The sequence below is a fragment of the Chryseobacterium sp. C-71 genome (assembly GCF_020911865.1).
Classification (GTDB): Bacteria; Bacteroidota; Bacteroidia; order Flavobacteriales; family Weeksellaceae; genus Chryseobacterium.
This window is the reverse complement of record NZ_CP087131.1, coordinates 306,829-332,958: the sequence shown is the minus strand read 5'-3', so window position 1 is coordinate 332,958 and position 26,130 is coordinate 306,829. Positions and strand designations below refer to the sequence as shown.

Here is a 26,130-nt window from a genome sequence, read left to right as displayed (position 1 = left end):
TTACATTAAATTTGAAAAAAAATACTTTGGAAAGAGAAATCAGAACCACAAACGACGGTAGTAAAACATTGTTTATCAATGAATTAAACGAAAACTATCATTCACACCATGGTGCGTTACAAGAAGCCGAACACGTGTTTATTAAAAACGGATTAAATCTGATAAATGATTGCGAAATTAACATTTTAGAACTCGGTTTTGGAACAGGTTTAAACGTTTTGGTAACAATTAATGAATATTTAAAAACTGACAAAAATCATATTATCAACTATTTTACACTTGAAAAATACCCGATAAATGAATCTGAAATCGAAAATTTAGCCTACTTCGACCTTTTTGACAACCCAGAATTAAAAAATATTTATCAAAAAATTCATCAAACTGAATGGGAGAAATCAGAAGAAATCATTAAGGGTTTTCATTTAAAAAAGATACAATGTGACTTTTTTGACCTGAAAAACATTGATTTACCGAAGATTAACCTGGTTTATTACGATTGTTTCGGTGCGCGAGTACAGCCCGATCTTTGGGAAAAGCCTTTATTCGAGATGGTTTCAGATAAAATGAGTGTCAACGGATTGTTAACGACCTACTCCTCAAAAGGAAGCGTAAGAAGAATTCTGAAAGAACTCAATTTTAATGTGGAAAAAAAGCAAGGTCCACCCGGAAAAAGGGAAATGATCAATGCTGTTAAGTTAGAAGATTTGAAGCAGGAAGCTGAAAGTTAATTGTAATATAGAATCAGACTCATTCTTCCGATAGAAATTCTTAAATTAGCTTTACAAAATATTAAATATGATTGATAAGATTAACGTGAGAGTTTATGCCTGTGCAGTAAAAGATAATAAAGTTCTCACGCTTTTTGAAGAACATGCAGGACAGCCTTTATTGAAATTTCCCGGTGGCGGATTAGAATTTGGAGAAGGATTAACTGAATGTCTTCACCGTGAGTTTGACGAAGAGCTCAACGTAAAAATAGATATAGTAGAACATCTTTACACGCAGGAAGATTTTTTAGTTTCAAGATTCAGAGAAAATGAGCAACTCCTTACTATATATTATATAGTGAAAATTACCAATGAAGAAGATTTTCTGATTCTCGACCCTTGCATAGAAAAAACAGAATGGCTTCCTATAGATACAGAAGTAAATCCTTTTACGTTACCTGTAGATATTATCGTTTTTGAAAAATTAAAAGAAAAATTCCTGTAAAATATTTTTACAGGAATTTTTATTATTTGGAAACTTTAAAATCTCTTGCTCCGGGATAAGGTTGCAAATAACCTGAATTCCAATTGGATTGTAGTAAAGATTCTAAAAACTCATCGGTTCTATTTTTATGTGGATTGTATCGGTCTTTTAAATCGATATCTGCCAATTTACCTTTTACGTTCCACCAGAAGGCACTCCAGCCACCACGCATTTCTTTAATGATTTCGAAAACATTTTTCCCTGTCGCTCTGTTCATTAATTTTGCAAAAACCTGACCTTCTGTTGTCGTTAAATCTCTCAGTTGCTTTTCATATTGATCTGCAAGCATATTTTGACGGTCTTTGATATATTTCCTTTTGGCAGCGGTATCCATAATCTTCATTTCAACCTGAATATCTCTGTATTGCTGCAATGCCGTTAGAAATAAAGGATATACTCTGTACAATTTTTTATTGAGGAAGAAATAATAATTCTTATCTAGTTGATTATTAAACTTAGGTTTATTAAGCAAAACCAATTCATCCATCACTACTACAGTCTCACCATTAATCTCATAGATTTTAGCCTTTTGTCTTTCATCATAATAATATTTATTGCCAAATTCATCAGTTTTCAGTTGATCTTGAGGATATTGGCTTAAAGGTTTAGCAATAATAGAATCCCTTTGCTGCCCGAGTGCAACAACACCAAAAAAGAACAGAAAAAGAAAGGTGATTTTATGAAATTTCATTATTTTTACACGTATTATAACGAAACTTAACTACAAAAATCATTCCTTAAATATGAAATTCGAGAAGAAATCTTTGAAATTTTTAGAAAAATATTTAAACACTTCATCACCAACCGGATACGAACACAAAGGCCAGGAAGTGTGGATGGATTACATCACTCCATACGTTGACAAAATCGAGGTTGATCACTACGGAACCTGTTACGGAATCATTAATCCCGAAGCCGAATTCAAAGTGGTGATTGAAGCTCACGCTGATGAAATTTCTTGGTACGTCAATTACATTACAGATGACGGATTGATTTATGTTATCAGAAACGGAGGTTCTGATCAAACGATTGCCCCTTCAAAAATCGTCCATATTCATGGTGAAAAAGGAATTGTAAAAGGTGTTTTCGGCTGGCCTGCGATTCACACAAGAAGCGCAAACCAAAACGAACCTACCCCAAAAATTGAAAATATATTCATTGATTGTGGAGCAACTACAAAACAGGAAGTTGAAGATTTAGGAATTTTCGTTGGATGTATGATTACTTATCCAGATGAGTTTTTCGAAATGAATGACCGTTATTTTGTCTGCAGAGCTTTAGACAACAGAATCGGCGGATTTATGATTGCTGAAGTTGCAAGACTTTTAAAAGAGAATAAAAAACAACTTCCCTTTGGCTTATATATTACCAATTCTGTTCAGGAAGAAGTTGGCTTGTATGGCGCAGATATGATTGCTGACACCATCAAGCCAAATATTGCCATCGTAACAGACGTTACGCATGACACCACAACTCCAATGATTGAAAAGAAAAAAGAAGGAGATCAAAAATGTGGTGATGGCCCGGTAGTTTTCTTTGCACCAAGTGTTCACCATGTGATCAGAGAATTGATTATTGACACTGCAAAAAAGAAAGAAATTCCTTTCCAAAGAGCTGCCGCAAGCAGAGCGACAGGAACAGACACTGACGCGTTTGCACATTCAAACGGAGGCGTACCAAGCGCATTGATTTCATTGCCTTTAAGATACATGCATACAACAGTAGAAATGGTTTCAAAAGAAGATGTCGGAAATGTGATTCAATTAATTTACGAAACACTATTGAAGATTACACCAGAAATGAAACTGAAGTATCATTAAGATGAAAAGTTTTTTCAGTCATTTAATACGAAAGCCAACTTTTATATCAGTTATAGTGACATTATTTTTCGCTTACGTATTATTTTTAATGATATATAAAATTTTTAATCCTCCAAAAATAGGATCTGCCTACAATATGATTCTTGAAACACTATTAATTATAAGTATTTTTCCACTAATATTGTTTGTTATTGATAGATTATTGGTAATGAAAATAAATAATATTAAGCTAGCAATTATAGAAGCGATATTGATTGTAGGCATATTTTCGTATTATTTTCTATTTGTCAATCCATTTTAAAAAAATAAAAGAAATATAAGTAAAAATGAAAACTAAACTCATCGCTCCTTCCCTATTATCAGCAGACTTCGGGAATCTACAAAGAGATATTGAAATGCTCAACAATTCTCAAGCCGATTGGCTACATGTTGATGTAATGGATGGAAGATTTGTTCCCAATATATCTTTTGGTTTTCCGGTTATGAAAACTATTCAGCAGCACGCAAAAAAATTCGTGGATGTGCATTTGATGATTTTAGAACCAGAAAAGTATGTTGAAGAATTTATTGAGTACGGAGCTGATTTAGTTTCTATACATTACGAAGCGTGTACACATCTTCACAGAACCATTAATTTGATTCAAAGCAAAGGTGCAAAAGCTGGTGTTGTACTTAATCCTTCTACGCCTGTTTTAATGCTTGAAGATATTATTGCCGATGTAGATTTGGTTTTATTGATGAGTGTAAACCCGGGATTTGGTGGTCAGAAATTTATCGAAAATACCTACAAGAAGATTGCAGAGACTAAAGATTTAATTTTAAGCAATAATTCTACAGCTTTAATCGAAATTGACGGCGGTGTAAATTTAGATAACGCTTCCAAATTATTTGAAGCAGGTGCTGATGTTTTAGTTGCTGGTAATGCAGTTTTTTCTGCTGAAAGTCCGGAAAGAACAATAGAGCTTCTAAAAGTATAATCAGTCTCTGTTTTTGATATTAATTTATAGATGCAAAGCTCTGATTTTTTTAAATTAAAGCCATCGATGGAAACACGGAATTTTTCACAATAACAATATATTCACGCCAACTAAATAATTATATCAAAACATATTTGCGAAATTGACAATGTAATTTTAATTATTTATTCTTATTTTTAATTAAAGTTATAATAATATTAATGATTGATTGAGATATCTTCAGTGACGAAATGGCAGATAAATTTCAATTAATCACTTAAAAACGAAAAAATCCGGAAATTATCCGGATTTTTTTATTTCTAAGAGTTTTGATTAGAAAATCTCTCTTCCTGCAAAATGAAATTGTGCTTCAATAAGAGCATTCTCATCAGAGTCAGATCCGTGCACAGCATTCTCTCCGATGCTTCTAGCAAACATTTTTCTGATAGTTCCTTCAGCAGCATCAGCAGGATTTGTAGAACCAATTAAAGTTCTGAAATCTTCAACAGCATTATCTTTTTCCAAAACAGCAGCAACAATTGGCCCTGAACTCATAAAGTCAACCAATTCTCCATAAAATGGTCTTTCAGCGTGAACTTCATAGAATTTCTTAGCATCAGCAACAGTAAGCTGAGTTAATTTTAAAGCTTTAATTTTGAAACCTCCTTCTGAAATTTTCCCTAAAATAGCTCCGATGTGCCCATCAGTAACTGCATCAGGCTTAATCATAGTAAATGTAATGTTAGACATAAATGTATATTTTTTTTAATGCTGCAAAATTACGAAAAATATCTAAATATATTTTCAAATTAATTTTAACACAAAATAACATTTATTAAGAAATATGACATGTGTTTTTGGCACACAAATTGCAATTATAAATTCGATTCTCATGTTTAATTTGAGTTTTCATGGTTATTAGTTTTTACCCAGCTTCGGCTGGGTTTTGTATTTACAATAATCTAATGATTTTATTATATATTTCGCAATAAGAAAATATAAATATTAAGACGCAAATAAATTATCTATTCAATTTGAATCAATAAAGCAAACCAACGATGAATTTTTAAAACAGTAAAATTTAGTTTTGAGAATTTTCTTCAGCCTCTTCCATCAGTTTGATGTACGTAGAATATCGTGAATGTTGAATTTCTCCCGTCTCTAAAGAATCAAGAACGGCACATTTTGGCTCATTGATATGCATGCAATTATGAAATTTACACTCTTTTCTCTTTCTGAATATTTCAGGAAAATAATGCTGAACTTCTTCTTTTTCAATATCAATCATGGCAAACTCCCTCACACCGGGAGTATCAATTACATTTCCACCGAAATGCCAAAAATGCATCTGAGCAAAAGTAGTTGTATGTTTACCCTTAAGATGAGTGTCTGAAATTTCTGATGTACGTAGATTCAGGTCAGGCTGCAATGCGTTAACCAAAGTAGATTTTCCACATCCGGAATGCCCGAAAAATACAGAAGTCTGATCTTTTAAAAGATCTTGTAAACCTTCAAGATTAAGTTTAGAATAAGATGAAATTTCTAAACTGTCATATCCAATTTCCTGATACAAAAACTGAATATCTTTTACCACTTCTATTTCTTCCTCATTCAAAACATCCATTTTATTGAAAAGAATAAGTGGTTTGATGTTGTAAGCTTCACAACAAGCAAGAAAACGGTCGAGAAAACCAAAAGATGTTTCAGGATGTTTTAGTGTAAAAATAAAACAAGCAATATCAATGTTTGAAGCAATGATATGCGCTTCTTTAGAAAGGTTGACGGCTTTTCTGATCAGGTAATTCCTACGTGGATCAATCTTTGTAATCCATGCAATATCATCCTGCTCCAATTGAAATTCGACAAAATCACCCACAGCAAGAGGATTGGTCAGTCTGGTTTTGATCAGCTTGAATTTTCCACGAATTCTCGCCTCAAAAATTTTATCGGTTCCTGTTTCCAAAACCTGATACCAGCTTCCTGTAGATTTAATGATTTTTCCTTTCATATATATGACTGCAAATATAAGGAATTAGGATTTAGGTAAAAGGATTTAGTTTGAGCTATTGCAAAGCATTTTTCAATTCTAAATCCTTACACCTGTTTCCTACTTTTTACTTTCTGTCGATCATAATATTATTTTGCTTTTCAATAGACTCTTCGTGAATTGCTTTGAAAACCTTTTCAATAAAATCCTGAGACATTCCTGTTTCTTTTGCTTTTTGAACGGCATATTCTGTAATTACTTTCCAACGTTCCGGCTGGAAGATGGCGATGTCATTTTCTTTCTTCAGCTTTCCGATTTGTTCAGAAATTTTCATACGCTGAGATAGCAATTCTATCATTTGAAAATCAAGATCAGAAATCAACGTTCTGTGTCTTCCCATTTCGTTATCAAAACCCGCTATTCCTGAATTTCTTACTTTTAAGTTTAAAATTAATTTAGCTAAAACTTCAGGGGTAATCTGCTGAGAAGCATCACTCCAAGCTTCATCAGGATTAGAATGTGATTCAATGATAGCTCCTTGGTAACCAACATTTAAAGCCTCTTGCGTAATATCTGCCAAACCTGTTCTGTTACCACAAATATGTGAAGGATCGATCAACATCGGAATATTCGGGAATTGACTTTTAAAATCTAAAGCAATCTGCCAATTGGGATTATTTCTGTATTTTGTCTTTTGGTATGTAGAGAAACCTCTGTGAATAACACCAAGATTATTAATATCTTGTCCTAAAAGTCTCTCCAAAGCTCCAATCCAAAGAGCCAAATCTGGATTTACAGGATTTTTCACTAAAACTGTTTTCTTAGTTCCTTTCAAAGCTTCAGCAATTTCCTGAACTGTAAAAGGGTTTACCGTTGATCTTGCACCAATCCAAAGAATATCAACATCGGCTTCCAAAGCTGCAGCAACGTGATGAGCATTAGCAACTTCTGTAGCAGTTTTAAATCCATATTCTTGTTTTACTTTTTTTAACCAGTTTAAACCGATAACTCCAACTCCCTCAAAACCATTAGGTTTTGTACGCGGTTTCCAGATTCCTGCACGGAAAATTGGAACCTGAGCATTGGTATCTTTTATTCTTTTTGCTGTTTCCAACATTTGAGCTTCACTTTCAGCACTGCATGGCCCAGCAATCATCATCGGTTGGGGAAACTCGTTGATCCAGTCGTTTTTTAAATCTATTAAGTTCATATTGTAAAGTATTATTTTATTTAAATTTTATATTCAATGACAAAGCCTTATAAAGTTAATTTATAATTCTTTTCAAAAAATGGATACAAAAATGTAGCGAAATTGAGGATGGGAAATGATAAGTTTTCCCGAATTTTTTGAGAAAGAAATTTAGTTAGCTATACCAATAAAATCGATAATAGTTTCTGAAATTTCTATAATAAATAGTAGCAAAACTAAAATAACTGCTAAAGAAATCAGCAGGTGTAAAAGTAGACAGATATGGGAATAATAATTTTTCCACTTTAATCTTTAAGAATTGTCTATTTCTAGTTTTTAAATGTAAATGATATTGTGGAAAAATGATATTTTCTGCACAAATATTTGACAAAGATATAAAATTAAGTTAAATCAAACTTCATTAAATCATCAAGATCTTTTAATAAAGGATTCATCTCTACAAACCTTTCAAACTTCTTCTTGGTTGTAAGTACCTCAATTTTAAGATTTTGAACATCTTGTTTATATTCAATTATGATTGCGTAATTATTTACTTTTCTTTTAAAATGATTGAAAAATTCACCGCTTATCTTATCGAATTCTGCCTTTGCAGACTCTGAAGGATACTGAACCTGAATTAATTTCTCATCAATCTTTTCAAGTTTGAAAGATTTGATGGCATTATAAACAAATGGATCTTTCGCACGCAGATTCATAAGCATCAAGTTCCATTCAGACTGAAGATCAGTTTCTGTGAAATGATGTTCCTGCAAATTCTCATTTGTTACAACAGCGGTTTCTTCAACTTCTTGTTTTTCTTCTTTATTTAAAAAAGAATTGATGCTGAAACCTGATGAAGATTTAGGTCTTGACAAAGGTTTTGAAGAAGTTTTAATCGTTCTTTCCGCTGATGTTTCTTCTGTAAGCTGTGGGTTTACAACTAATTCCTCTTTTTTTTGTTCGACCTGAACTTTTGAAGGTAATATTATCTCCTGCTTTTCATGAAGGAAGGGAGCTAATATTATAAACTTTTTTTTTTAGCAACATCTCCACCTGCAGTGAGAGAAGCCAATTGCATCAAAGCAATTTCTACAGTAAGCCTCGGGTTCTTCGAATTTTTATAATTGATATCTGCGTGATTGCAAATCTCAATTCCATCGATTAATTGCTGGGCATTCCATTTTTGAGCCTGCTCAACAAATTTTGTTTTGGTCTGCTCTCCCACTTCAATCAAATCAATTGTTGAAGCATTCTGAGCCATCATTAAATCTCTGAAATGATTTCCTAAACCTGCAATAAAAATATGCGGATCAAACCCTCTTTTTACAATTTCATTAAAAGCAAAAAGAACTTCAGGAATTTTATTTTCTTTCGCAAAATCTACAATCTTTAGATATTGATCGTAATCTAAAATATTAAGAACTTCGGCAGCTTTGGCCAACGTAATATTCTTCTGTGAAAACGTAGAAAGTCTGTCAAAAATAGAAAGCGCGTCTCGTAATGCTCCATCTGCTTTCTGAGCAATTAAATACAAAGCATCATCTTCATATCTAATATTTTCTTTTTCAGCAATACCTTTTAAATGGCTCTGAATATCAAGAATTGTAATTCTTTTGAAATCATAAATCTGACAACGAGACAAAATGGTAGGAATAATCTTGTGCTTTTCAGTCGTTGCAAGAATGAAAATTGCATGAGCCGGCGGTTCTTCCAAAGTTTTCAGAAAGGCATTGAATGCTGCAGATGACAGCATGTGTACCTCGTCAATAATATACACTTTGTACTGACCAACCTGCGGTGCAAAACGCACCTGATCAATTAATTCACGAATATCATCAACAGAGTTATTAGATGCAGCATCTAGCTCATATATATTATAAGCAAAACCGTCTTCTGAAACAGAACCGTCTTTCTCGTTTATTTTTCTTGCTAAAATTCTTGCGCAAGTTGTCTTACCTACTCCACGTGGGCCACAGAAAAGCAGAGCCTGTGCTAACTGATTTTCTTCTATAGCATGCTCTAAAGTATCTGTAATATGTGATTGCCCAACAACGGTGTCAAACTGTTGGGGGCGGTATTTTCTTGCAGATACTATAAAGTTTTCCATAGCCCAAAAGTAAGAAATATTGTTCTAATTTGAAAATATAAATTTTCAAATTTAGCTGTATGTAAAGTCAAAATTTTAGAAAATAATTATTTCTTCTGATAAGCGAAATCTATGATATCAACAATAGCTTTCTCAATTTTCTTCCTACCGTCTTCAGATTTTGTGTCTATTCCACAGAAGGTAGTTCCGTTGTGTGCAGTGTAGAGATTTAAGTGATAAATTCCTGCTACAAGTAATGCTGTAATCGCTCTATACTCGTCAGATTTTTCGCCGAAATGCGGATCTGTAATGTTTGTGAATAAACTTTCACCCACTTCTTCACGCTGTTCGAATAATTTTTTAAGAATAGGGCGATTTTCAGAAAGTTCCCAAACGATAATTTTTTGTAGTTCTTTGTTTTTTCTTAAACTTTCATATTGATTAAGCAAAGCCATTTTTGACATCTCTTTACCACCATCTGAAAGATCTACATTCAATTCTTTTTCGTCTACTCTACTCCAGTAGTCCTGAGATTTGATATACTCATCAATAAGTTTATCAGTACTTCCGAAATATTCGTATATTAATTTCTTATCGAAACCGGCAACGGCCGCGATTTTACTAACCATTAATCCTGAATAACCTTTAGTTTTCAAAATTTTCCCAACTGCGTTAAGCAATTTTTGTTTGGTTTTCTCTTTATCCCTGATAGGACCTTGTACAACTTTTCTAGGCATCGTCTATTATTTAAAACTGCATTGAGCAATTAATTATTTTTAATTCGAAATCAATAGGAATTATGAGTATTGAACCCTAAATAACTATCCATTTTCTTTTTAAATATTACTCTTCTCATAAAAAGCTTGTAGAAATTATACGAATTTCCCAATTTCTTGAAAAGATTTATAATAAGTACGATATTAATATTGTTTTGGATTTGGCTTAACTCTAAAATATTATTTCATAAAAAAGTGTAATCTACCTGGTGTGAGGAGCAAAGTTATCAAAAAATAGCTATCATTATCATTTAACGATTACGATTCACCATTTTGAGAAAATTGCTTAAGTAAATTTACATATTAATCTCTTATGTGCAAATATTTTTTTTGTGTAACTAAAACTGTACCAAACAAAGGTAATTTCAAAAGTGCTTTTTTATTTATTTAATGGAAATAACTCCACATTTTTGAAAAATTAAAATACAATTTATTTAGTTTATCATTGATTACATACCGAAAAAATGATTTGATTATGAAATTTAACAAGTAAATTTTATACAAATATAGATTATCTTTTAGTATTTCACAATAAAACATTCGTTATTGAAACTCTAAGGTTTAAAATATTTCAAAACAAAATATTGAATGATCTCTTCAATTGCAAATATCGAAATTATAATTTTCAAAACATAATTCATCTTTATTAAGTTGGATATTTTAGTTCTGATACTTAAAATAGAAATAACTAGCATTTTTGTATAATAAAATTGAATTTTTAACTAAATTAGCACCACACTTCACAAAAATCTACTAAAATCATAATCTAATACCGTAGAATGAGAGGGCTTTTGCTGAAATTTATATCTTTTTCTTTTTTAACTTCGAGTTTTTCTTTACAAGCTCAGCAATCTGCACATGTAGATAAATTAAGACAAAAAATATCTGCAAATTCAAAACTTTTCACAAATAATATTGACGAAGCTTATCTACAATTAGAACCTTTATTAATCAAATCACGCATTCTGAAAGATTCACTTTCTGAGATGAAGCTACTTGATAGAAAGTGCCGTTATTTTTACAACAAAAATTTAACTGACAGTCTCATTGTCACTTCAGAAAATTTACAGCAAAAATCCCGTGAATTCAAAGATTTCTATTACGAAGCAATGGCCAATGTTTATTTGGCCGAAACCTACTCTATCAATAACTTTCATGATAAGGCTATAATATATTTGAATAATGCCTATGAGATTTTGCAAAAAGATCAGTCAAAGTCAAAAAAAATATTTTATGCGAAAGCTAATATCCTGAATAGCTATTCAAATATTTATTTGGATATCAAACAGCCGAGAAAGGCCGCAAAAAAAATTCTTGAAGAAATAGCAACGGGAAAAGAACTTAAAAATGCCAATGAATATTCTGATTTCCAATATTTAAACTATTCAAATCTTGCTAATATTTACATTCAATACAATATAGATTCCGCTGATTATTACGTTAAAAAATCTATGGAATTAATGCCAAGAGAACTTTCTTATGACAAGACAATGGTTTCAAATTACATTGTATTGGGGGAAGTAATGAAATCCAGAGGCGATTATAAAAATTCTGTTGCAAATTTTCATAAAGCGCTTTTCTTTAGTCAAAAGAACGGCATTGAACTCAATAAAAGCAATGTCTATAATGCTTTACAGGAAATTTATACTAAAACAGGAAGAAAAGACAGTGCAGATTATTACCAAGAAAAACTAAAGCAATTGGATCTGAATATTTTGCAGAGTAAATACAATTCTCTTCAAAAAGTAATTGAAAAAGAAAAAATTGAAGACAATCAAAAAGATGCTCAAAAAATTGTTCTTTGGATCATCGTTTTTATTCTTCTTATAGGAACTTTCGGGTTTATTATTTTTAAGTACAAAAGAAAAAGCAAAAAAGCAGAAGATCTCAATTTACAGGAAACATACAACCATCTCATCAATCTTGTGAAGAACAAAGATGAATCTTTCTTATTTGCATTTGAAAATATTTTCCCTCAGTTTTCTAATAAATTATTGAAAATAAATCCTGATTTACAGCAATCTGAAATTGAGTTTTGTGCACTTCTGAAAATCAAATTAACAACTAAAGAAATTGCTCAGTATACTTTTATAGAAACTCGTACCGTTCAAAATAAAAAGTACAGATTAAGAAAAAAATTGGGAATCCCTGCGAATGAAGATATTTATCAATTTATAGATAATATTCAATAAACTCAAAGATTTTCAACATACAAAGCCATTATCATGTAGTAAACGATAATGGCCTTTTTTTATTAATATTTCAGCACAAAACAATTAGATTTCCGACACATTATTTAAAATTAAAAATTTAATGATGATTGAAAAATCCAAAAATCTATTTTGTAAATTAATCATTAATCTTGCATATAGCTCATGGAGTATCTAATGAGTACCCTATTTCATTTCAAATTTTTCAAATTCCCACCGTTTTATCATTCAACATCATACATTTGTTACACATTCTTGATGTAAGATTTGTTCATCTTTTTTCATTTCTGAAAATTAAAAAAAGTAATACAATAATTATAAAATCTAAAATTTGTTATCATGAAAAAAAACTCCTTTTTTACATTTAGAAAAACACTCTTAGCCTTTGGAGTTGCTCTAAATTTTATTTCGTTACAGGCTCAACAATGGGAAAATGTAGGTACATCAGCAAGTGTCTCTGCAGGTAATTCCAGCTATAATAATTTGGTAGTTGACGCTTCCGGAAATTACTTTTTATCATACTACGATGGTTCTGTAGCAAAAGGTTCTGTACAAAAATTTGACGGATCATCTTGGTCATATCTTGGAGGAACTCCGGGAATAACTATAGGCACTGCACTGTACAACTCTCTTTCTGTAGATGCTTTAGGAAGTGTTTTTTACACTAATCAGGGCACAGGATTAGAGGTTCGTAAATTCAGTGGTAATGCATGGTCTTCAATGACAAGTGCTACAACCAATACTGTTAATTATCATGCATCTGCCGTATCACCAACCAACACTTTATTCACCTATGCTTCAGATGGATCAGGAACCGTAAGACGATTAATAAATAATGCATGGGAACAGGTTGGAAATGCAGGGTTTTCTGGCGGTGCAACTTTTGCAGAGATGGTTATCGGTACAAATAATAAAGTCTACACCTGTAATGTCTTGAGTGGAGTAAGAGTTTATGAAAACTCAACTACTGCAACATCTACAGATAACTGGACAATGCTGGGAGGTGCGATTGTAGATGCTTCGTCTTCAGGTGAGCAATACACTTCTGATATTGCAATCGATGGCAGTAATAATATATATGTAGCCTACATATCTACTTCTACTCTCGGAAGAAAAATTAATGTAAAAAAGTGGAACGGTACTGCTTGGTCACAAGTTGGTAATGCTAATTTTTCATTGACGGCTGTACAACATCTTGCGATTGCCGTCACTTCAAGCGGCAATCCTTACGTTGTGGCAAGTCAATGGGATAGCAGTGACGGAAATCACCTAAGAAACACGGTTTATAAATTTGACAGCACATCAAATATCTGGTCTACATTAGGAGGAGATTTTGTTTCGGATGGTCAGGTTACTTACAATGATTTATTTGTTGACTCAGCAAATAACTATTTGGTTTTAGCCTACTCACAAGGTTCAACAAGAGTGAAAAGAATTTCGTTGTCTGCGTTATCAGTAAGTGATACTAGAAAAGAAGTTTCTACAATTTACCCAAATCCTACCACAGGAATTATATATTTCAAAGGGGATGACAAAATAAAATCTGTTGAAATTACCAATACCGTTGGAAGAATAATTAGGTCTCAAAACGATGTAGAAAAGATAGATATTTCAGATGCACCGACAGGAGTTTATTACATAACTATCAAAACATCAGCAGGAAAGACGACAACTAAAAAAATAATTAAAAAATAAATTTCGTATCATAGTTTAGAATTAGTTAGAATTAGGAGAATAAGACTTTGCGTGCAGAGTCTTATTTTTTTTGTAAATAGATCATACAATCACTTTATGGAATCATTTTTGCTACAGAAAAATACATAAATAAACTATTATATTTTAAAATTGATTATTTATATGCAATTAAATCTAATGAAATGAATTTTAATTTAGTAAAAGACACCGTTGCTCTTCTCGAAGAATTTAATTTGAATAACGCCAATTTAGATTATCCTTCAACCATCGAAGGCTTTAAAGCCTGGATTTATAATCAGGAATCTAAAAAACAATCAACACGAGATAACGACACAGATTGGGAAGGAAAGGAAAACGGGAGAACTGCAGAAAGTGCCATCACCACCTTATTAGTACACCTAAATAGATATGCAAAAACATATTCAAAATCTGCAATTTCAGATTCTGATTTTTCTACGCAGGAAGATTTTATTTATTTAATTACGCTTAAATCATTTGGCAAAATGTCTAAAATCGATTTAATCAAAAAAAACATTCACGATAAACCTGTGGGAAATCTTGTGATCAACCGACTTCTGAAACAAGGATGGATTGAGCAAAATGATTCAGCACAAGATAAAAGAATCAAATTAATTCACGTTACAAGAGAAGGTTTGAAAGCTCTTGAAAATCAAATGGAAAAGATTCGTCAGGCAACAAAAATTGTTTCAGGAAATCTTACTCACTCAGAAAAAATAGAATTGATTAGAATTCTTAATAAACTCGATAGCTTCCATCATCCGATTTACAACAAAAATATTGACAGCAAAGATCTTATAAATACTGTTTATAAGGATTTTTCATTTGAAAATAATTAATATGAGTAAGATAGCAATCATTGGTTCAGGATTTTCAGGATTGTCGGCTGCAGCTTACTCTGCAAAGAAAGGTCACGAAGTTCATGTATTTGAAAAGAACAGCAGCTTAGGCGGAAGAGCGAGAAAATTTATTACCGATAACGGCTACACTTTTGACATGGGACCAAGCTGGTATTGGATGCCGGATATTATTGAGAATTTCTTTACTGATTTTGGTAAAAAAACATCAGATTTCTTTCAACTAATACCGCTAAACCCTCAGTTTGAAATGGTTTTTTCTGACGGAAATATGCAGATTCCTCATGATTACAACGAGATGAAAAATCTCTTTGAATCTACAGAAAAAGGAGCAGGCAAAAAGCTCGATGAATTCATGGAAGATGCTCAGTACAAATATGAAGTCGGTATGAAAGATTTCGTTAACAAGCCTTGTCATTCTTGGTTTGAATTTGTTTCTCCAAAGATTGCCAAAAGTGCTTTAAAACTTGATTTATTATCCAATTTCCACAAATTCGTCAGAAAATATTTCAAAAATCCGAAACTGATTATGCTGATGGAATTTCCTGTAATTTTCCTGGGAGCTGCTCCAAAAGACATTCCCGCATTATACAGTCTGATGAATTATGGCGGTTACAAACTCGGAACATGGTATCCGATGGGCGGATTTTCAAAAATTATTGATGCAATGGCAGAAGTTGCGAAAGAACAAGGAGTTCAATTTCATTTAAATTCAAATATAGATTCAATAAAAATCAATCAAAACAAAGCTACGGCCGTTTCTGTGAATGGAAAAGATATTGAATTTGACAGCGTAATTGCATCTTCAGATTATCATCACACAGAAAATAGTTTACTTCCGAAAGAATATAGAAACTACACCGAAGATTACTGGAAAAAAAGAACTTTCGCCCCTTCATGTTTAATTTATTATTTAGGATTTAAAGAAAAAATTCCAAATCTGAAACATCATACTTTGTTTTTTGAAAATGATCTGGATTTGCATACCACCGAAATTTATGACGATAAAAAATGGCCTACGAAACCATTATTTTATGTTTGTTGTCCGTCTAAGACCGACCCAAATGTCGCTCCTGAAAATTGTGAAAACGTATTTCTATTAATGCCGGTTGCGACAGGTTTGGAAGATAATGAAGAAGTGAGAGAACAATATTTTAACGAAATGATCTTCAGACTCGAAAAACAAACTGAAACATCTGATCTAAAATCAAAATTAGAGTATAAAAAAAGCTATTGTATCAAAGATTTTAAAGAAGATTATAATGCCTATGAAGGAAATGCTTACGGATTGGCCAACACACTTTCCCAAACAGCAGTTTTAAAACCCTCATTAAGAAATAAAAAAATAAGTAATTTATTCTATACCGGACAGTTGACGGTACCAGGACCAGGAGTTCCGCCATCGATTATTTCGGGAAAAATTGCAGCCATTGAAGCCACTAAATAACCAAGAATACTATGAAAAAACTATTTGACGATCTCTCTTACAAGATCAGTAAACAGACCACAAAGCAATACAGCACCAGTTTTTCATTGGGTATTTTGGCTTTGTCACCAAAAATCAGAAATTCGATTTACGCTATTTACGGATATGTGCGTTTAGCTGACGAAATTGTCGACAGCTTCCATGATTTTGACCGTTCTACTCTATTGGCACGCTTCCGAGATCAGACGAATCAGGCTTTGGAAGAAAAAATTTCTTTAAATCCTATTTTACAGTGCTTTCAGGAGACGATTCACCGATATGAAATTGATATTAAATTAATTGATCAGTTTCTCAACAGCATGGAGATGGATCTTCAGAAAATTGATTACAATTCAGATTTATATAAACAATACATCTTGGGTTCGGCAGAAGTTGTGGGTTTGATGTGTCTTCATATTTTTGTGGACGGAAATAAAGAACAATATGAAATACTGAAACCTTCGGCGATGAAATTAGGTTCGGCTTTTCAGAAGGTTAATTTTTTGAGAGATTTGAAAGATGATTATCAGGTTTTGGGGCGTACCTATTTCCCGAATGTTGATATTACGTATTTTGATAATACAGTGAAAGAACATATCGAAAATGATATTCAGCAGGAATTTAAAGAAGCTTTAGAAGGAATTAAAAACTTACCAAACTCAGCAAGATTTGGCGTTTATTTGGCATACAGATATTATATTTCATTATTCAGAAAAATTAAAAGAACTCCGGCAAAAAAAATTATCAATCAAAGAATCAGAATTTCAAACGGAAGAAAATTTTCGCTGATGATGAGCAGTTACGTTCAATACAAAATGTCTTATTTATAGAATCTTAAATTTACTTTAAAACAAAAAGATGGTACACCAACTTAAAAGAGAACAACAATTAGACTGCGATATAGAAACTGCCTGGAAATTCTTTTCATCAGCCAATAATCTTTCTAAAATCACTCCGAAAGACATGAATTTCATTGTCAGAACAAAATTAGAAAACGATGAGATTTACGAAGGAATGATTATCGACTACTATGTTTCACCACTTTTAGGGATTAAGATGGATTGGCAAACTAAAATTACACAAGTCGACCAGCGAAGAAGTTTCACAGACTTTCAAATGAAAGGACCTTACAAATTGTGGAATCATTATCATGAATTTATCCCTAATGAAAAAGGTGTTTTAATAAAAGATACCGTAGACTATGAACTCCCCATGGGTTTTTTAGGAGAAATTGCCCACAAACTTTTTGTAAAAAATAAATTGGAGCATATTTTCAGTTACCGTTTTAATATTCTGGAAGAAATGTTTAATTCTAAAAAGAATAAATAATGAATTTTCTAATTGTAGTTGCAACATTTTTCATCATGGAAGGCATCACGTGGATGGTTCATAAATATATCATGCATGGTTTTTTATGGACGCTACATCGAGATCATCACGACCACAGCAACGAAGGAGATTTAGAAAGAAATGATTATTTCTTTGCCATTTTTGCAATCCCAACGATTGCTTTGATGTATTACGGCACAATCAATAATTTCAATGCTTACTTCTATATCGCTATCGGGATTACATTATACGGAATGGCATATTTCTTCGTTCATGATATCTTTATCCATCAGCGTTTTAAATTTCTCAGAGACACCCAAAATCCTTATTTATTGGCTATAAGACGTGCTCACAAGCAACATCACAAGCATACCGAGAAGGAAATGGGAGAATGTTTCGGGTTTTTGTGGGTTCCTGTGAAATATTTTAAAATGTATTTTAATAAAAACAAAAAGTAATCATGTGGCAATACACGTATTTGGCGATCAATTTTTTCACGGTGATTATCTGTTTTTTATTTTCATTTCATCCGAAGATAAAGTTTCATAAGCATTTTAAAGCGTTTATTATGGCTTCGTTTTTAGTGGCCATATTTTTTATTACTTGGGATGTTTGGTTTACTGATATTGGAGTTTGGTGGTTTAATGACCGATATTTAATCGGAAAAAGATTATTCGGACTTCCGATTGAAGAGTTGATGTTTTTTATCTGCATTCCTTTTTCTTGTGTGTTTACTTATTTTTGTTTAGACAAATTCTTCAAACTCGATTGGAAAGAAAGTGTTGAAAAGATATTTGTAATCATTTCAATCACTTTTTTACTTTGCTTAGCAGTTTATTTTGAGAACAAAATTTATCCTTTCATTACATTTTTCACCACAGCAATCAGTCTTTTCATTCTATATTTTATTTTGAAAGCAAGGTGGATTGGTAAAGCTTCTCTTATTTATTTAATATTAATGCCCGGATTCCTCGCTGTTAACGGAATTCTCACAGGAACCGGGCTCGATTCTCCTATTGTCAACTATAATCCTGAGAGAATAATTGGATTAAGAATTTTAACAATCCCAATTGAAGACACCGTTTATGGTTACGAAATGATTCTGTGGAATATCTTTTTATTTTACAGATTTAAAAAAGAAGAAAAGAATCCTGACTTGATCTAAAGAAATCATATTTGATGCACATCAAAGGCCTTTTTCAACCAAAAAATGGTCGATATTCTAGTTAACAAATAATTTACATCAAATTTCAAATTATTTATCATAATACATACCACATGAGTAATGCGAGGCATAGTATTTGCAAACTACTAATCAAACCACACAATTATTATGAAAGTAACAGATTTGAAAATTAAAAATCTGGTAGACTATAGAGGCCAGATTTTCACAATTACAGAGATTTTTCACAATGAGAATAATGATTATTCTGTAAAGATTGAAAATGATTATCAATCTTTGGCTGTACCTGCAGATTCCATTAACCCCATTACCATCAATGAAGATTGGTTAGTAAAATTCGGGTTTTCTAGAACTTATAGTTCAGATCACAGAATCAGATACGAAAGACCGGAATCATTTATCAAATATGATATTGATTTAAGTTCTAAGAAAATCGTTGAAGGTTTGAAGATTTATGGAAATACAATTAAATGCAAGTACATTCATGAATTTCAAAATATATTCTCTTGTCTTTTCGGAAAAGAAACAGGAGTTTCTATGAAGAATATATTTAAAAACGAAGCAGTAGCTTAGAAACCACCGCCCAAATCAAATTATATATTCTTAAAACAGAAAATCCCCAGCTTATTTTAAGTTGGGATTTTTCATATTGATATTATGTTATTCGTTTTTTATTGCTCGCCTCGACCCAATTTTCTTTATTACAATTTTTACAGGTTCCTGCATTTCCGATTTGTTTTTCTTCTGTATATCCGCAAAATGTACAAGAGTAGTGATCTTCTTTCGAAATATTTTTTAAAGGATGATCTAAAGAATTTGGCATTACCGGCAGACCAAATTTGATATCTTTCTCATCATAAAAAAACACACTGATATCTCCCGAAGTCTCTTCAATAGCTGTTTCTATCTGACCCAAATGCGAAATTCCTTTCAACCGTAATTCAGAAAAAAATTCGTCGCTACCTAAATTTTCTTTTTTGAAATTATCAACTAAAAAGACACCGTCTTGTATAAGACATATCGGTTTTCCTTCGAGTAAATTTTCAAGCTTTTTAAATCTTCCGATAAGATAAGTTAAAAGACTGTAAACCAAAATAATAACAATAAAAACAATAATCGAAGAAATGATTCCCACATCTTTATAAAACATAGGATCGCCTGCTGCAGAACCTAACCCGATAATAACGACCAGCTCAAAAACAGATAATTGTTTCACCCCTCTTTTCCCTAAAATCCTTAAACCAATAATAATGGTAAGAAACATGATGATGGTACGCAAAACAATTTCAAGTAGAAAGATCCATTCTTCGCCGCCTAAAAAAAATTCTTTCCAGCTAAAATTTAAAAATATTGAGAGAAACATAGTGATATAATTTCGCTTGTAAGGTCAAAAAATAAGCCAATGAAAAATTAATTAAATTAAAAAACCTCCGAATCTGACAATTCAAATTCGAAGGTTCTCACTTTTAATATAAAATTACTTAAAAAATTTATTAAAGTTTAATGTGTAAATTTCTGAAAATTTATTTCAAATCGAAATAACATCCATATTTACTCTCCTGTATTTTAGATGTAAAATCATCAAATGCCGGATAACGTATTCCTGTTGCAATATCTATAACAATTTTATTAAGATTTGGTTTTAATTTTAACCGAATCTGATCAAAGCTGTAGTTATCAGCTTCGCATAAAAATTCTTTTATTTCATTAAAATTAATACCATTGTCAACAATCGTTTTCTTTGCCTTCTGAAACGGCATATCGTCTAGAAAAAATTTAATTCGTTCCATAAATTTTAGATTTGGTAGTGATTGCTAATATACGAATTTTAATTGATATAATTATGATTACAATCACATTATCAACACGATATAATTATTTACTCAAGTAAATATTGAATTTAATTAATGATCAGTCAATTTCCTTTAAATGGTCTCGATTTTGTCTTTATTAAAAAATAAAATATTCATTATGAACACCAAAAACATATCAAGAATTGCTCTCGGAACTATGCTTATCACAGCAGGAATTGCTCACCTCACTTTTGCCAGAAAAGATTTTCAGGCTCAGGTTCCAGATTGGGTTCCATTAGAAAAAGATGACACAGTTGTATATTCCGGAGTTGTTGAAATTGCTTTAGGCGCAAGCATTATTGCTACCCCGAAAAAACACCGTTCAACATTAGGTAAAATCACTGCAGCTTTTTTTACTGCGGTCTTTCCGGGAAATATTTCTCAATACAAAAACAGGAAAGACGCTTTCGTTTTGGACACCGATAGCAGAAGAATGGCAAGACTATTCATGCAGCCACTTCTTATTGCCTGGGCTCTGAAATCTTTGGGTAAATAATTTCAAAATTAAGCTATAAACTAAACCGCAAAAATAGATTTAATTCAACTATTTTGCGGTAAAATTTGTATTTGCCGGATTGGAAGTAAATTAAAATCTTAAACTAAAAAAACTGATCCGGAGTAATCGGTAAATTTCTGAAACGTTTTCCGGTTGCATTGTAAATTGCATTGGCAAGAGCCGGCGCAGCACCAATGATTCCTACTTCACCCAAACCTTTTGCACCACTTGGGTTAAGATTTAAATCTGGTTTATTGATAAAAGCCACTTCGATAATCGGTGCGTCAGCGTTGACAGGGAAATGATATCCCGCCAAATCGTTGGCAATAAGACTTCCTAGTCTTTCATCAACCGACATTTTTTCCATCAAAGCCATTCCTATTCCGCCAACTGCAGCGCCTGAAATCTGATTTGCAGCGGGTTTTTGATTAATGATTTTTCCGCCGTCTACAACAACAACCATTTTATCGACAACTATTTTTCCGGTTTTGGTATTTACTTTTACCTTACAAAAATGCGCAGCTGACGAACAAAAAGAAAACTTCTTCTTCTCTTCGCCTGGTTCTGATGAAGCCTCCACTTCAATTAGATTTAAATTATTTTTAGCGAAAATATCCTGATAAGAAAGGAAATTATCACCTTCTTTCTGAAAAGAAACTCCTTTATCTGAAAGTATGATATCTGCAATGACCGCATTTTTAAACTTTTGATTTGAAACCGAAGCATATTCCGCAAGTTTCAACTTCAAAGCATCACACACTGCAGCCACAGCACCACTGATTGATGATAAACCTGTACTTCCGCCCTGACTTCCAGCAGGTGGTAAATCTGAATTTCCTAATTCAATTTTTATTTTATTTCGTGAAATACCTGAACGCTCATGCAAGATATTCATCATTCCTGTTCCTGTTCCCGTTCCGATGTCGGTCATTGCGGTTTGTAAAACGACATTTCCATCCTTTGTCATCCTAATTCCTGCTCCGGCTTTGTTTCGTCCGGCATTCCACATTCCGACTGCCATTCCGTAGCCAATTTTCCAATCGCCTTCGGTGGTTGCTCCCGGTGTAGGTTTGCGTAAATTCCAGCTGATCATTTTAGCACCTTTTTCTATGGCTTCTTTCAGGAAATTTGTAGACCAAGGCAATCCCGTTTCAGGATTTTTTTCAATGGCTAAATTTTTATATCTGAGTTCAACAGGATCCATTTTCAACTGATAACTCAATTCATCCAAAGCAGATTCCACAGCAAAATCACCAGTGCAGTCGCCGGGGCCACGCATCCATGTTGGTGCACTAAGATTTAAAGGAACGACTGCATTTTCAGTTTTAAGATTGTCAAATTGATAGATTAATCTCGTCACTCTTGTTATTCCATCACTAAAAGAATCATAAATAGCACAACCATTTTTTGCCTGATGCAAAACTCCTGTGATTTTACCGTCCTGATTGGCACCTAGCTTTATTCTCTGCCAAGACGCAGGTCTGTAACCTACCGAGTGAAACATTTGAGGTCTTGTCAGCATCAATTTAACTGGTCTATTCACCTGTTTAGCTCCCAAAACTGCTGCTAAAGCATGCGGCCAGACCTTTAAGCCCGAGCCAAAACCGCCACCTACAAACTCACTGATAACTTGTATATTATCGACAGGAATTCCGAATAATCCGGAAAAAGTTTTCTGAACACCATTTACTCCCTGATTTTTATCGTGTAATCTTAATTTATCTTCTGCATACCAATGTGCAATAGTTGCGTGCATTTCCATCGGATTATGAATTTCCGCTGCAATATTGTATTGTTGGTCTATCGTAAATGGTGAATTGCTCCAACTTTTTTCGTCACCTCTTTCCTTTCCGGCAGGTTTTAATTCGACTTTATTTTTAGCCTGATTAAAATCGACTTCAAAAGGAGCAGTTGTATATTCTACTTTCACCAAAGATGCAGCGTAAGTCGCTTCTTCCAAAGTTTCAGCAATCACTAAAGCGACAGGCTGTCCTTTAAAATAAATTTTATCGGTATGGAAAACCGGAAGTCCGAATTTTGATTCTTTTATCTTCGCTTCATCCGCAAATCCCGGAACTGAAGGTTTTTTCAGGTGAGAAATAATATCGAGTAATCCTTCAGCCTGTTTTGCATCGTCTGTATTGATTGATTTAATTGAACCCGATGCAATTTCACTCGTTACCAAAACTCCATAACAGAGGTTGTCTACTTTATATTCTGCGGCATATTTCCCTTGTCCTTTTACCTTTGCAATTCCTTCTACTCTGCCTTCAACAGGCATTACAAAATCAGTTTCATTGTCAAAAAATCCCATGTTTTTACTTTTTAAAATTTGTTAGAAATAAAACTGTTTATAATTTGGAAGCATTTTGCAAAGCCAGTTCAATTGCACCTTTCAACATCGGAACTTTGTAACCGTTATGAGCCAGAGGCTTTACTTTTTCTGTTGCAATTTCTGAAGCTTTTTTAAATATTTCTTCAGAAGCTTTTTTCCCTTTCAGGTAATCTTCTGCTTCGTACCATCTCCATGGTTTGTGAGCGACACCACCTGAAGCTAATCTTGCATCTTTGATTATATTTCCTTCCATCTGCAAGGCTGATGCTGCAGAAATCATTGCAAAAGCATAAGAGGTACGTTCACGCAACTTTACGTAAGCATATTTTTTATGAAATTCATTTTTCGGAACTTCAATATGAGTAATTAAAGCGTTTTGAGGTAAATTATTATCTAACCACGGCGTATTTTCCGGTAATTTATGGAAATCTTTAAATGGAATCATAAACTTTTCGTTTTTAGCATTAAGTCCGTGAACCGTTGCATCCAAAGCGCTCAAAGAAATACACAGGTCTGAAGGATGAACTGCAACACATTGGTCATTGTAACCCACAATAGCACTCATTTTATTATCTCCATTCAAAGCACTACAACCACTTCCTTTTTTTCTTTTATTGCAAGGGGTTGTCACATCATAAAAGTATGGACATCTGGTTCGCTGCAATAAATTCCCTGCTGTACTTGCCATATTTCTGATCTGTGGTGAGGCTCCCGCCAGAACTGCTTTTGTAATTAACGGATAATCTTTCAGTAAATCAGAATTTGTCGTCAAAGCTGTATTTCGAACCATTGCACCAATGTTGACTGATTTTTCAGACGGTTTAATTTCAGTTGACAAGGCGGTGGTAATATCCACCATTCCGTCTGGTTGTGCAATATTTTTTTTGAGAAGATCTATAATATTGGTTCCTCCTGCTACAAAATCCCTGGTAGAAATTTTTAATTTTAAAGCTTCAGCAGAATTTTTCGCTTTTTCAAATGTAAATGGTTTCATAATGCTGCAACTTTTTGTATAGATTCTACAATTCCGTTGTAGGCACCACAACGGCAGAGATTTCCACTCATGAATTCTTTAATTTCTTCTACAGAATTGGTATGACCTTCTTTTACGCAGGCAACCGCAGACATAATCTGTCCGGGAGTGCAATATCCACATTGAAAACCGTCACATTCTATAAATGCTTCCTGCATGGGATGAAGCTGATCCCCGGTTGACAAACCTTCAATCGTTGTCACTTCCTTACCGGGAACCATTGCTGCCAAAGTCAGGCAGCTTAATGCTCTTTCACCATCAATATGAACGGTACAAGCTCCACATTGCCCGTGGTCACAGCCTTTTTTAGTTCCTGTAAGATTGAGGTTTTCACGCAAGACATCCAACAATGTAGATCGGCTGTCTGTTTTAATTTCGTGTACTTTTTTGTTGACAGAAATTTTTATGGGTAAGATACTTTTCTTTGGAAGAATAAAGTCTTTTACATCCTGATAAAAAGCTTTTACAGACGTTGGAATTGAAGCAAAAATAGCTACAATGGCTGTACTTTTTAAAAAGGATCTTCTGCTGTGATTGGTAGAGTCAGACATATCTGATATTTTTTTTGAGAAGGCTTGAATTAATTTATTTGAATCTAAAATGTATGAATGATTCAATTATATCAAATATAATGAAAACTTCAGGCAAAAGTTATTAACTCAATTTAAACTTGTACCACATCATTGTAATTTATAATCGAAATAAATTAATAAATTCACAACACAAAAAAATCCGACAGAATATTTCTGTCGGATTGTATTTTTTAAGTTTAAAATGATATTACTGAATCACATAACTCTTTTTGCTGACTGTATGTGCCGAAAAATAACCCAACGCACCGTTGCTAATGTTGCTTGGCGGATTGGAAGGGGTAATTCCGCCACCTGGACCACCACCATCGATAATCTGTAATAATGCGGAAAAATAGGTGAACACGTTGGTATCAATACACTGCATTTCTACATTGATGGTATCTCCCACTTTAGTTTTTTCGCTTACGCCGTCTTCATCATCATTTGGAAGCAACAAAGGTCTTTGATTGAGCATTCCGTTGTTAACATTATCAGTAAAAGCTTCGAAAGTTTTACCTGAATTATTTACAGTATAACTGAAAAGATATCTGTTTCCTAATACCGGAGGATCTGTAAAAATCGGTAAAAGTGTATATGATAATTCACCCGCAACCATGAATGAATCTTGCTGTAAATCATCGAGCAAAACAGCTTCAGGCATTTTGCTTTGGGCTATATATTCTTTACCTTCTGCTGAAACTTTCAAAGTATAAGTTCTTCCCGAAACGGCTGAAAAATTTTTCGTTTCGTAAAAACCTTCTCCGATATATTTCAAAGTTTCGGTTTGTCCGGTGTTATCACTCAATACAACTGTAGCATCTTTTATTGCGGGATAAACATTGTTCTCAGTAAAGGCAACTGACTTTGTAATCTTAACATAATAAGGTCCTGCCTGATCTGTAACATTGGCTTCAATGACGATATTTCCGCTTTGATCATCTAAATCTAAATCAATTTCTTTTTCGCAACCAACTAGTAGAAAGAATGATATGATGATTAAAAATAAGTTTTTCATTATT

The 26,130-nt window shown here is 32.9% G+C and carries 27 protein-coding genes; 14 read left to right on the top strand and 13 right to left on the bottom strand.

The window, feature by feature from the left end:
* Positions 1-26: 26 nt before the first annotated feature.
* On the top strand, positions 27-728 hold the full coding sequence (mnmD, locus tag LNP04_RS01355) for a tRNA (5-methylaminomethyl-2-thiouridine)(34)-methyltransferase MnmD (RefSeq protein WP_229986330.1): 702 nt from the start codon (positions 27-29) through the stop codon (positions 726-728).
* Between the two features lie 67 nt (positions 729-795).
* Complete coding sequence (locus tag LNP04_RS01350; RefSeq protein ID WP_229984800.1) at positions 796-1,212, top strand: NUDIX domain-containing protein; 417 nt, start codon at positions 796-798, stop codon at positions 1,210-1,212.
* A 22-nt stretch (positions 1,213-1,234) separates the two neighbouring features.
* On the opposite strand, the gene LNP04_RS01345 is transcribed toward LNP04_RS01350, so the two are convergent.
* The gene (locus LNP04_RS01345) at positions 1,235-1,942 is read right to left on the bottom strand and encodes a DUF4294 domain-containing protein (RefSeq protein WP_229984799.1); all 708 of its coding nucleotides are present in this window, start codon (positions 1,940-1,942) and stop codon (positions 1,235-1,237) included.
* Between the two features lie 52 nt (positions 1,943-1,994).
* On the opposite strand from LNP04_RS01345, the gene LNP04_RS01340 reads away from it, so the two are divergent.
* Complete coding sequence (locus LNP04_RS01340; RefSeq protein WP_229984798.1) at positions 1,995-3,071, top strand: M28 family peptidase; 1,077 nt, start codon at positions 1,995-1,997, stop codon at positions 3,069-3,071.
* 326 nt (positions 3,072-3,397) lie between these two features.
* On the top strand, positions 3,398-4,048 hold the full coding sequence (gene rpe, locus LNP04_RS01335) for a ribulose-phosphate 3-epimerase (protein WP_229984797.1): 651 nt from the start codon (positions 3,398-3,400) through the stop codon (positions 4,046-4,048).
* Between the two features lie 312 nt (positions 4,049-4,360).
* On the opposite strand, the gene LNP04_RS01330 is transcribed toward rpe, so the two are convergent.
* The 6 genes from LNP04_RS01330 to LNP04_RS01305 form a co-directional block, all read right to left on the bottom strand.
* Complete coding sequence (locus LNP04_RS01330) at positions 4,361-4,777, bottom strand: nucleoside-diphosphate kinase (RefSeq protein WP_229984796.1); 417 nt, start codon at positions 4,775-4,777, stop codon at positions 4,361-4,363.
* 331 nt (positions 4,778-5,108) lie between these two features.
* Complete coding sequence (rsgA, locus tag LNP04_RS01325) at positions 5,109-6,035, bottom strand: ribosome small subunit-dependent GTPase A (protein WP_129536992.1); 927 nt, start codon at positions 6,033-6,035, stop codon at positions 5,109-5,111.
* A 106-nt stretch (positions 6,036-6,141) separates the two neighbouring features.
* Entirely contained in the window at positions 6,142-7,224 is a 1,083-nt protein-coding gene (locus LNP04_RS01320) for a chorismate mutase (RefSeq protein WP_229984795.1), read from the bottom strand.
* 380 nt (positions 7,225-7,604) lie between these two features.
* Positions 7,605-8,078, bottom strand: a complete 474-nt coding sequence (locus LNP04_RS01315) for a hypothetical protein (RefSeq protein WP_229984794.1) — start codon at positions 8,076-8,078, stop codon at positions 7,605-7,607.
* Between the two features lie 146 nt (positions 8,079-8,224).
* Entirely contained in the window at positions 8,225-9,310 is a 1,086-nt protein-coding gene (gene dnaX, locus LNP04_RS01310; protein WP_229984793.1) for a DNA polymerase III subunit gamma/tau, read from the bottom strand.
* Between the two features lie 86 nt (positions 9,311-9,396).
* The gene (locus tag LNP04_RS01305; protein ID WP_229984792.1) at positions 9,397-10,026 is read right to left on the bottom strand and encodes a TetR/AcrR family transcriptional regulator; all 630 of its coding nucleotides are present in this window, start codon (positions 10,024-10,026) and stop codon (positions 9,397-9,399) included.
* Positions 10,027-10,844: 818 nt separating this feature from the next.
* Between LNP04_RS01305 and LNP04_RS01300 the strand changes: the two genes are divergently transcribed.
* The 9 genes from LNP04_RS01300 (at position 10,845) to LNP04_RS01260 (ending at position 19,395) form a co-directional block, all read left to right on the top strand.
* Entirely contained in the window at positions 10,845-12,257 is a 1,413-nt protein-coding gene (locus LNP04_RS01300) for a hypothetical protein (protein WP_229984791.1), read from the top strand.
* Between the two features lie 357 nt (positions 12,258-12,614).
* On the top strand, positions 12,615-13,970 hold the full coding sequence (locus tag LNP04_RS01295; protein WP_229984790.1) for a T9SS type A sorting domain-containing protein: 1,356 nt from the start codon (positions 12,615-12,617) through the stop codon (positions 13,968-13,970).
* 182 nt (positions 13,971-14,152) lie between these two features.
* The gene (locus LNP04_RS01290) at positions 14,153-14,827 is read left to right on the top strand and encodes a MarR family winged helix-turn-helix transcriptional regulator (protein WP_229984789.1); all 675 of its coding nucleotides are present in this window, start codon (positions 14,153-14,155) and stop codon (positions 14,825-14,827) included.
* Position 14,828: 1 nt separating this feature from the next.
* Positions 14,829-16,292: an NAD(P)/FAD-dependent oxidoreductase gene (locus LNP04_RS01285; protein WP_229984788.1), complete on the top strand. Its 1,464-nt coding sequence runs from the start codon at positions 14,829-14,831 to the stop codon at positions 16,290-16,292.
* Positions 16,293-16,303: 11 nt separating this feature from the next.
* Positions 16,304-17,140: a phytoene/squalene synthase family protein gene (locus tag LNP04_RS01280; protein WP_229984787.1), complete on the top strand. Its 837-nt coding sequence runs from the start codon at positions 16,304-16,306 to the stop codon at positions 17,138-17,140.
* 28 nt (positions 17,141-17,168) lie between these two features.
* Positions 17,169-17,639: an SRPBCC family protein gene (locus tag LNP04_RS01275; RefSeq protein ID WP_229984786.1), complete on the top strand. Its 471-nt coding sequence runs from the start codon at positions 17,169-17,171 to the stop codon at positions 17,637-17,639.
* The gene (locus LNP04_RS01270; RefSeq protein WP_229984785.1) at positions 17,639-18,097 is read left to right on the top strand and encodes a sterol desaturase family protein; all 459 of its coding nucleotides are present in this window, start codon (positions 17,639-17,641) and stop codon (positions 18,095-18,097) included. The genes LNP04_RS01275 and LNP04_RS01270 overlap by 1 nt, the downstream gene beginning before the upstream one ends.
* A 2-nt stretch (positions 18,098-18,099) precedes the next feature.
* Positions 18,100-18,804 (top strand): lycopene cyclase domain-containing protein, encoded by a 705-nt coding sequence (locus tag LNP04_RS01265; RefSeq protein WP_229984784.1) that lies wholly within the window; start codon positions 18,100-18,102, stop codon positions 18,802-18,804.
* Positions 18,805-18,972: 168 nt separating this feature from the next.
* Entirely contained in the window at positions 18,973-19,395 is a 423-nt protein-coding gene (locus LNP04_RS01260) for a hypothetical protein (protein WP_229984783.1), read from the top strand.
* Between the two features lie 82 nt (positions 19,396-19,477).
* Here LNP04_RS01260 and LNP04_RS01255 read toward each other — a convergent pair whose 3' ends face one another.
* Positions 19,478-20,185 carry a DUF421 domain-containing protein gene (locus LNP04_RS01255; protein ID WP_229984782.1) on the bottom strand — a complete coding sequence of 236 codons (708 nt, stop codon included), beginning with the start codon at positions 20,183-20,185 and terminating at the stop codon, positions 19,478-19,480.
* A 160-nt stretch (positions 20,186-20,345) separates the two neighbouring features.
* Complete coding sequence (locus LNP04_RS01250) at positions 20,346-20,612, bottom strand: hypothetical protein (RefSeq protein WP_229984781.1); 267 nt, start codon at positions 20,610-20,612, stop codon at positions 20,346-20,348.
* Positions 20,613-20,793: 181 nt separating this feature from the next.
* On the opposite strand from LNP04_RS01250, the gene LNP04_RS01245 reads away from it, so the two are divergent.
* Positions 20,794-21,171: a hypothetical protein gene (locus LNP04_RS01245; RefSeq protein WP_229984780.1), complete on the top strand. Its 378-nt coding sequence runs from the start codon at positions 20,794-20,796 to the stop codon at positions 21,169-21,171.
* A gap of 103 nt (positions 21,172-21,274) precedes the next feature.
* Here LNP04_RS01245 and LNP04_RS01240 read toward each other — a convergent pair whose 3' ends face one another.
* The 4 genes from LNP04_RS01240 to LNP04_RS01225 form a co-directional block, all read right to left on the bottom strand.
* Entirely contained in the window at positions 21,275-23,485 is a 2,211-nt protein-coding gene (locus tag LNP04_RS01240; protein ID WP_229984779.1) for a xanthine dehydrogenase family protein molybdopterin-binding subunit, read from the bottom strand.
* Between the two features lie 37 nt (positions 23,486-23,522).
* On the bottom strand, positions 23,523-24,500 hold the full coding sequence (locus LNP04_RS01235) for a xanthine dehydrogenase family protein subunit M (RefSeq protein WP_229984778.1): 978 nt from the start codon (positions 24,498-24,500) through the stop codon (positions 23,523-23,525).
* Positions 24,497-25,090, bottom strand: coding sequence for a (2Fe-2S)-binding protein (locus LNP04_RS01230; RefSeq protein ID WP_229984777.1), 594 nt, complete (start codon positions 25,088-25,090; stop codon positions 24,497-24,499). Before LNP04_RS01230 ends, LNP04_RS01235 begins: the two co-directional genes overlap by 4 nt.
* Before the next feature lie 229 nt (positions 25,091-25,319).
* On the bottom strand, positions 25,320-26,126 hold the full coding sequence (locus LNP04_RS01225; RefSeq protein WP_229984776.1) for a DUF4249 domain-containing protein: 807 nt from the start codon (positions 26,124-26,126) through the stop codon (positions 25,320-25,322).
* Positions 26,127-26,130: the final 4 nt, after the last annotated feature.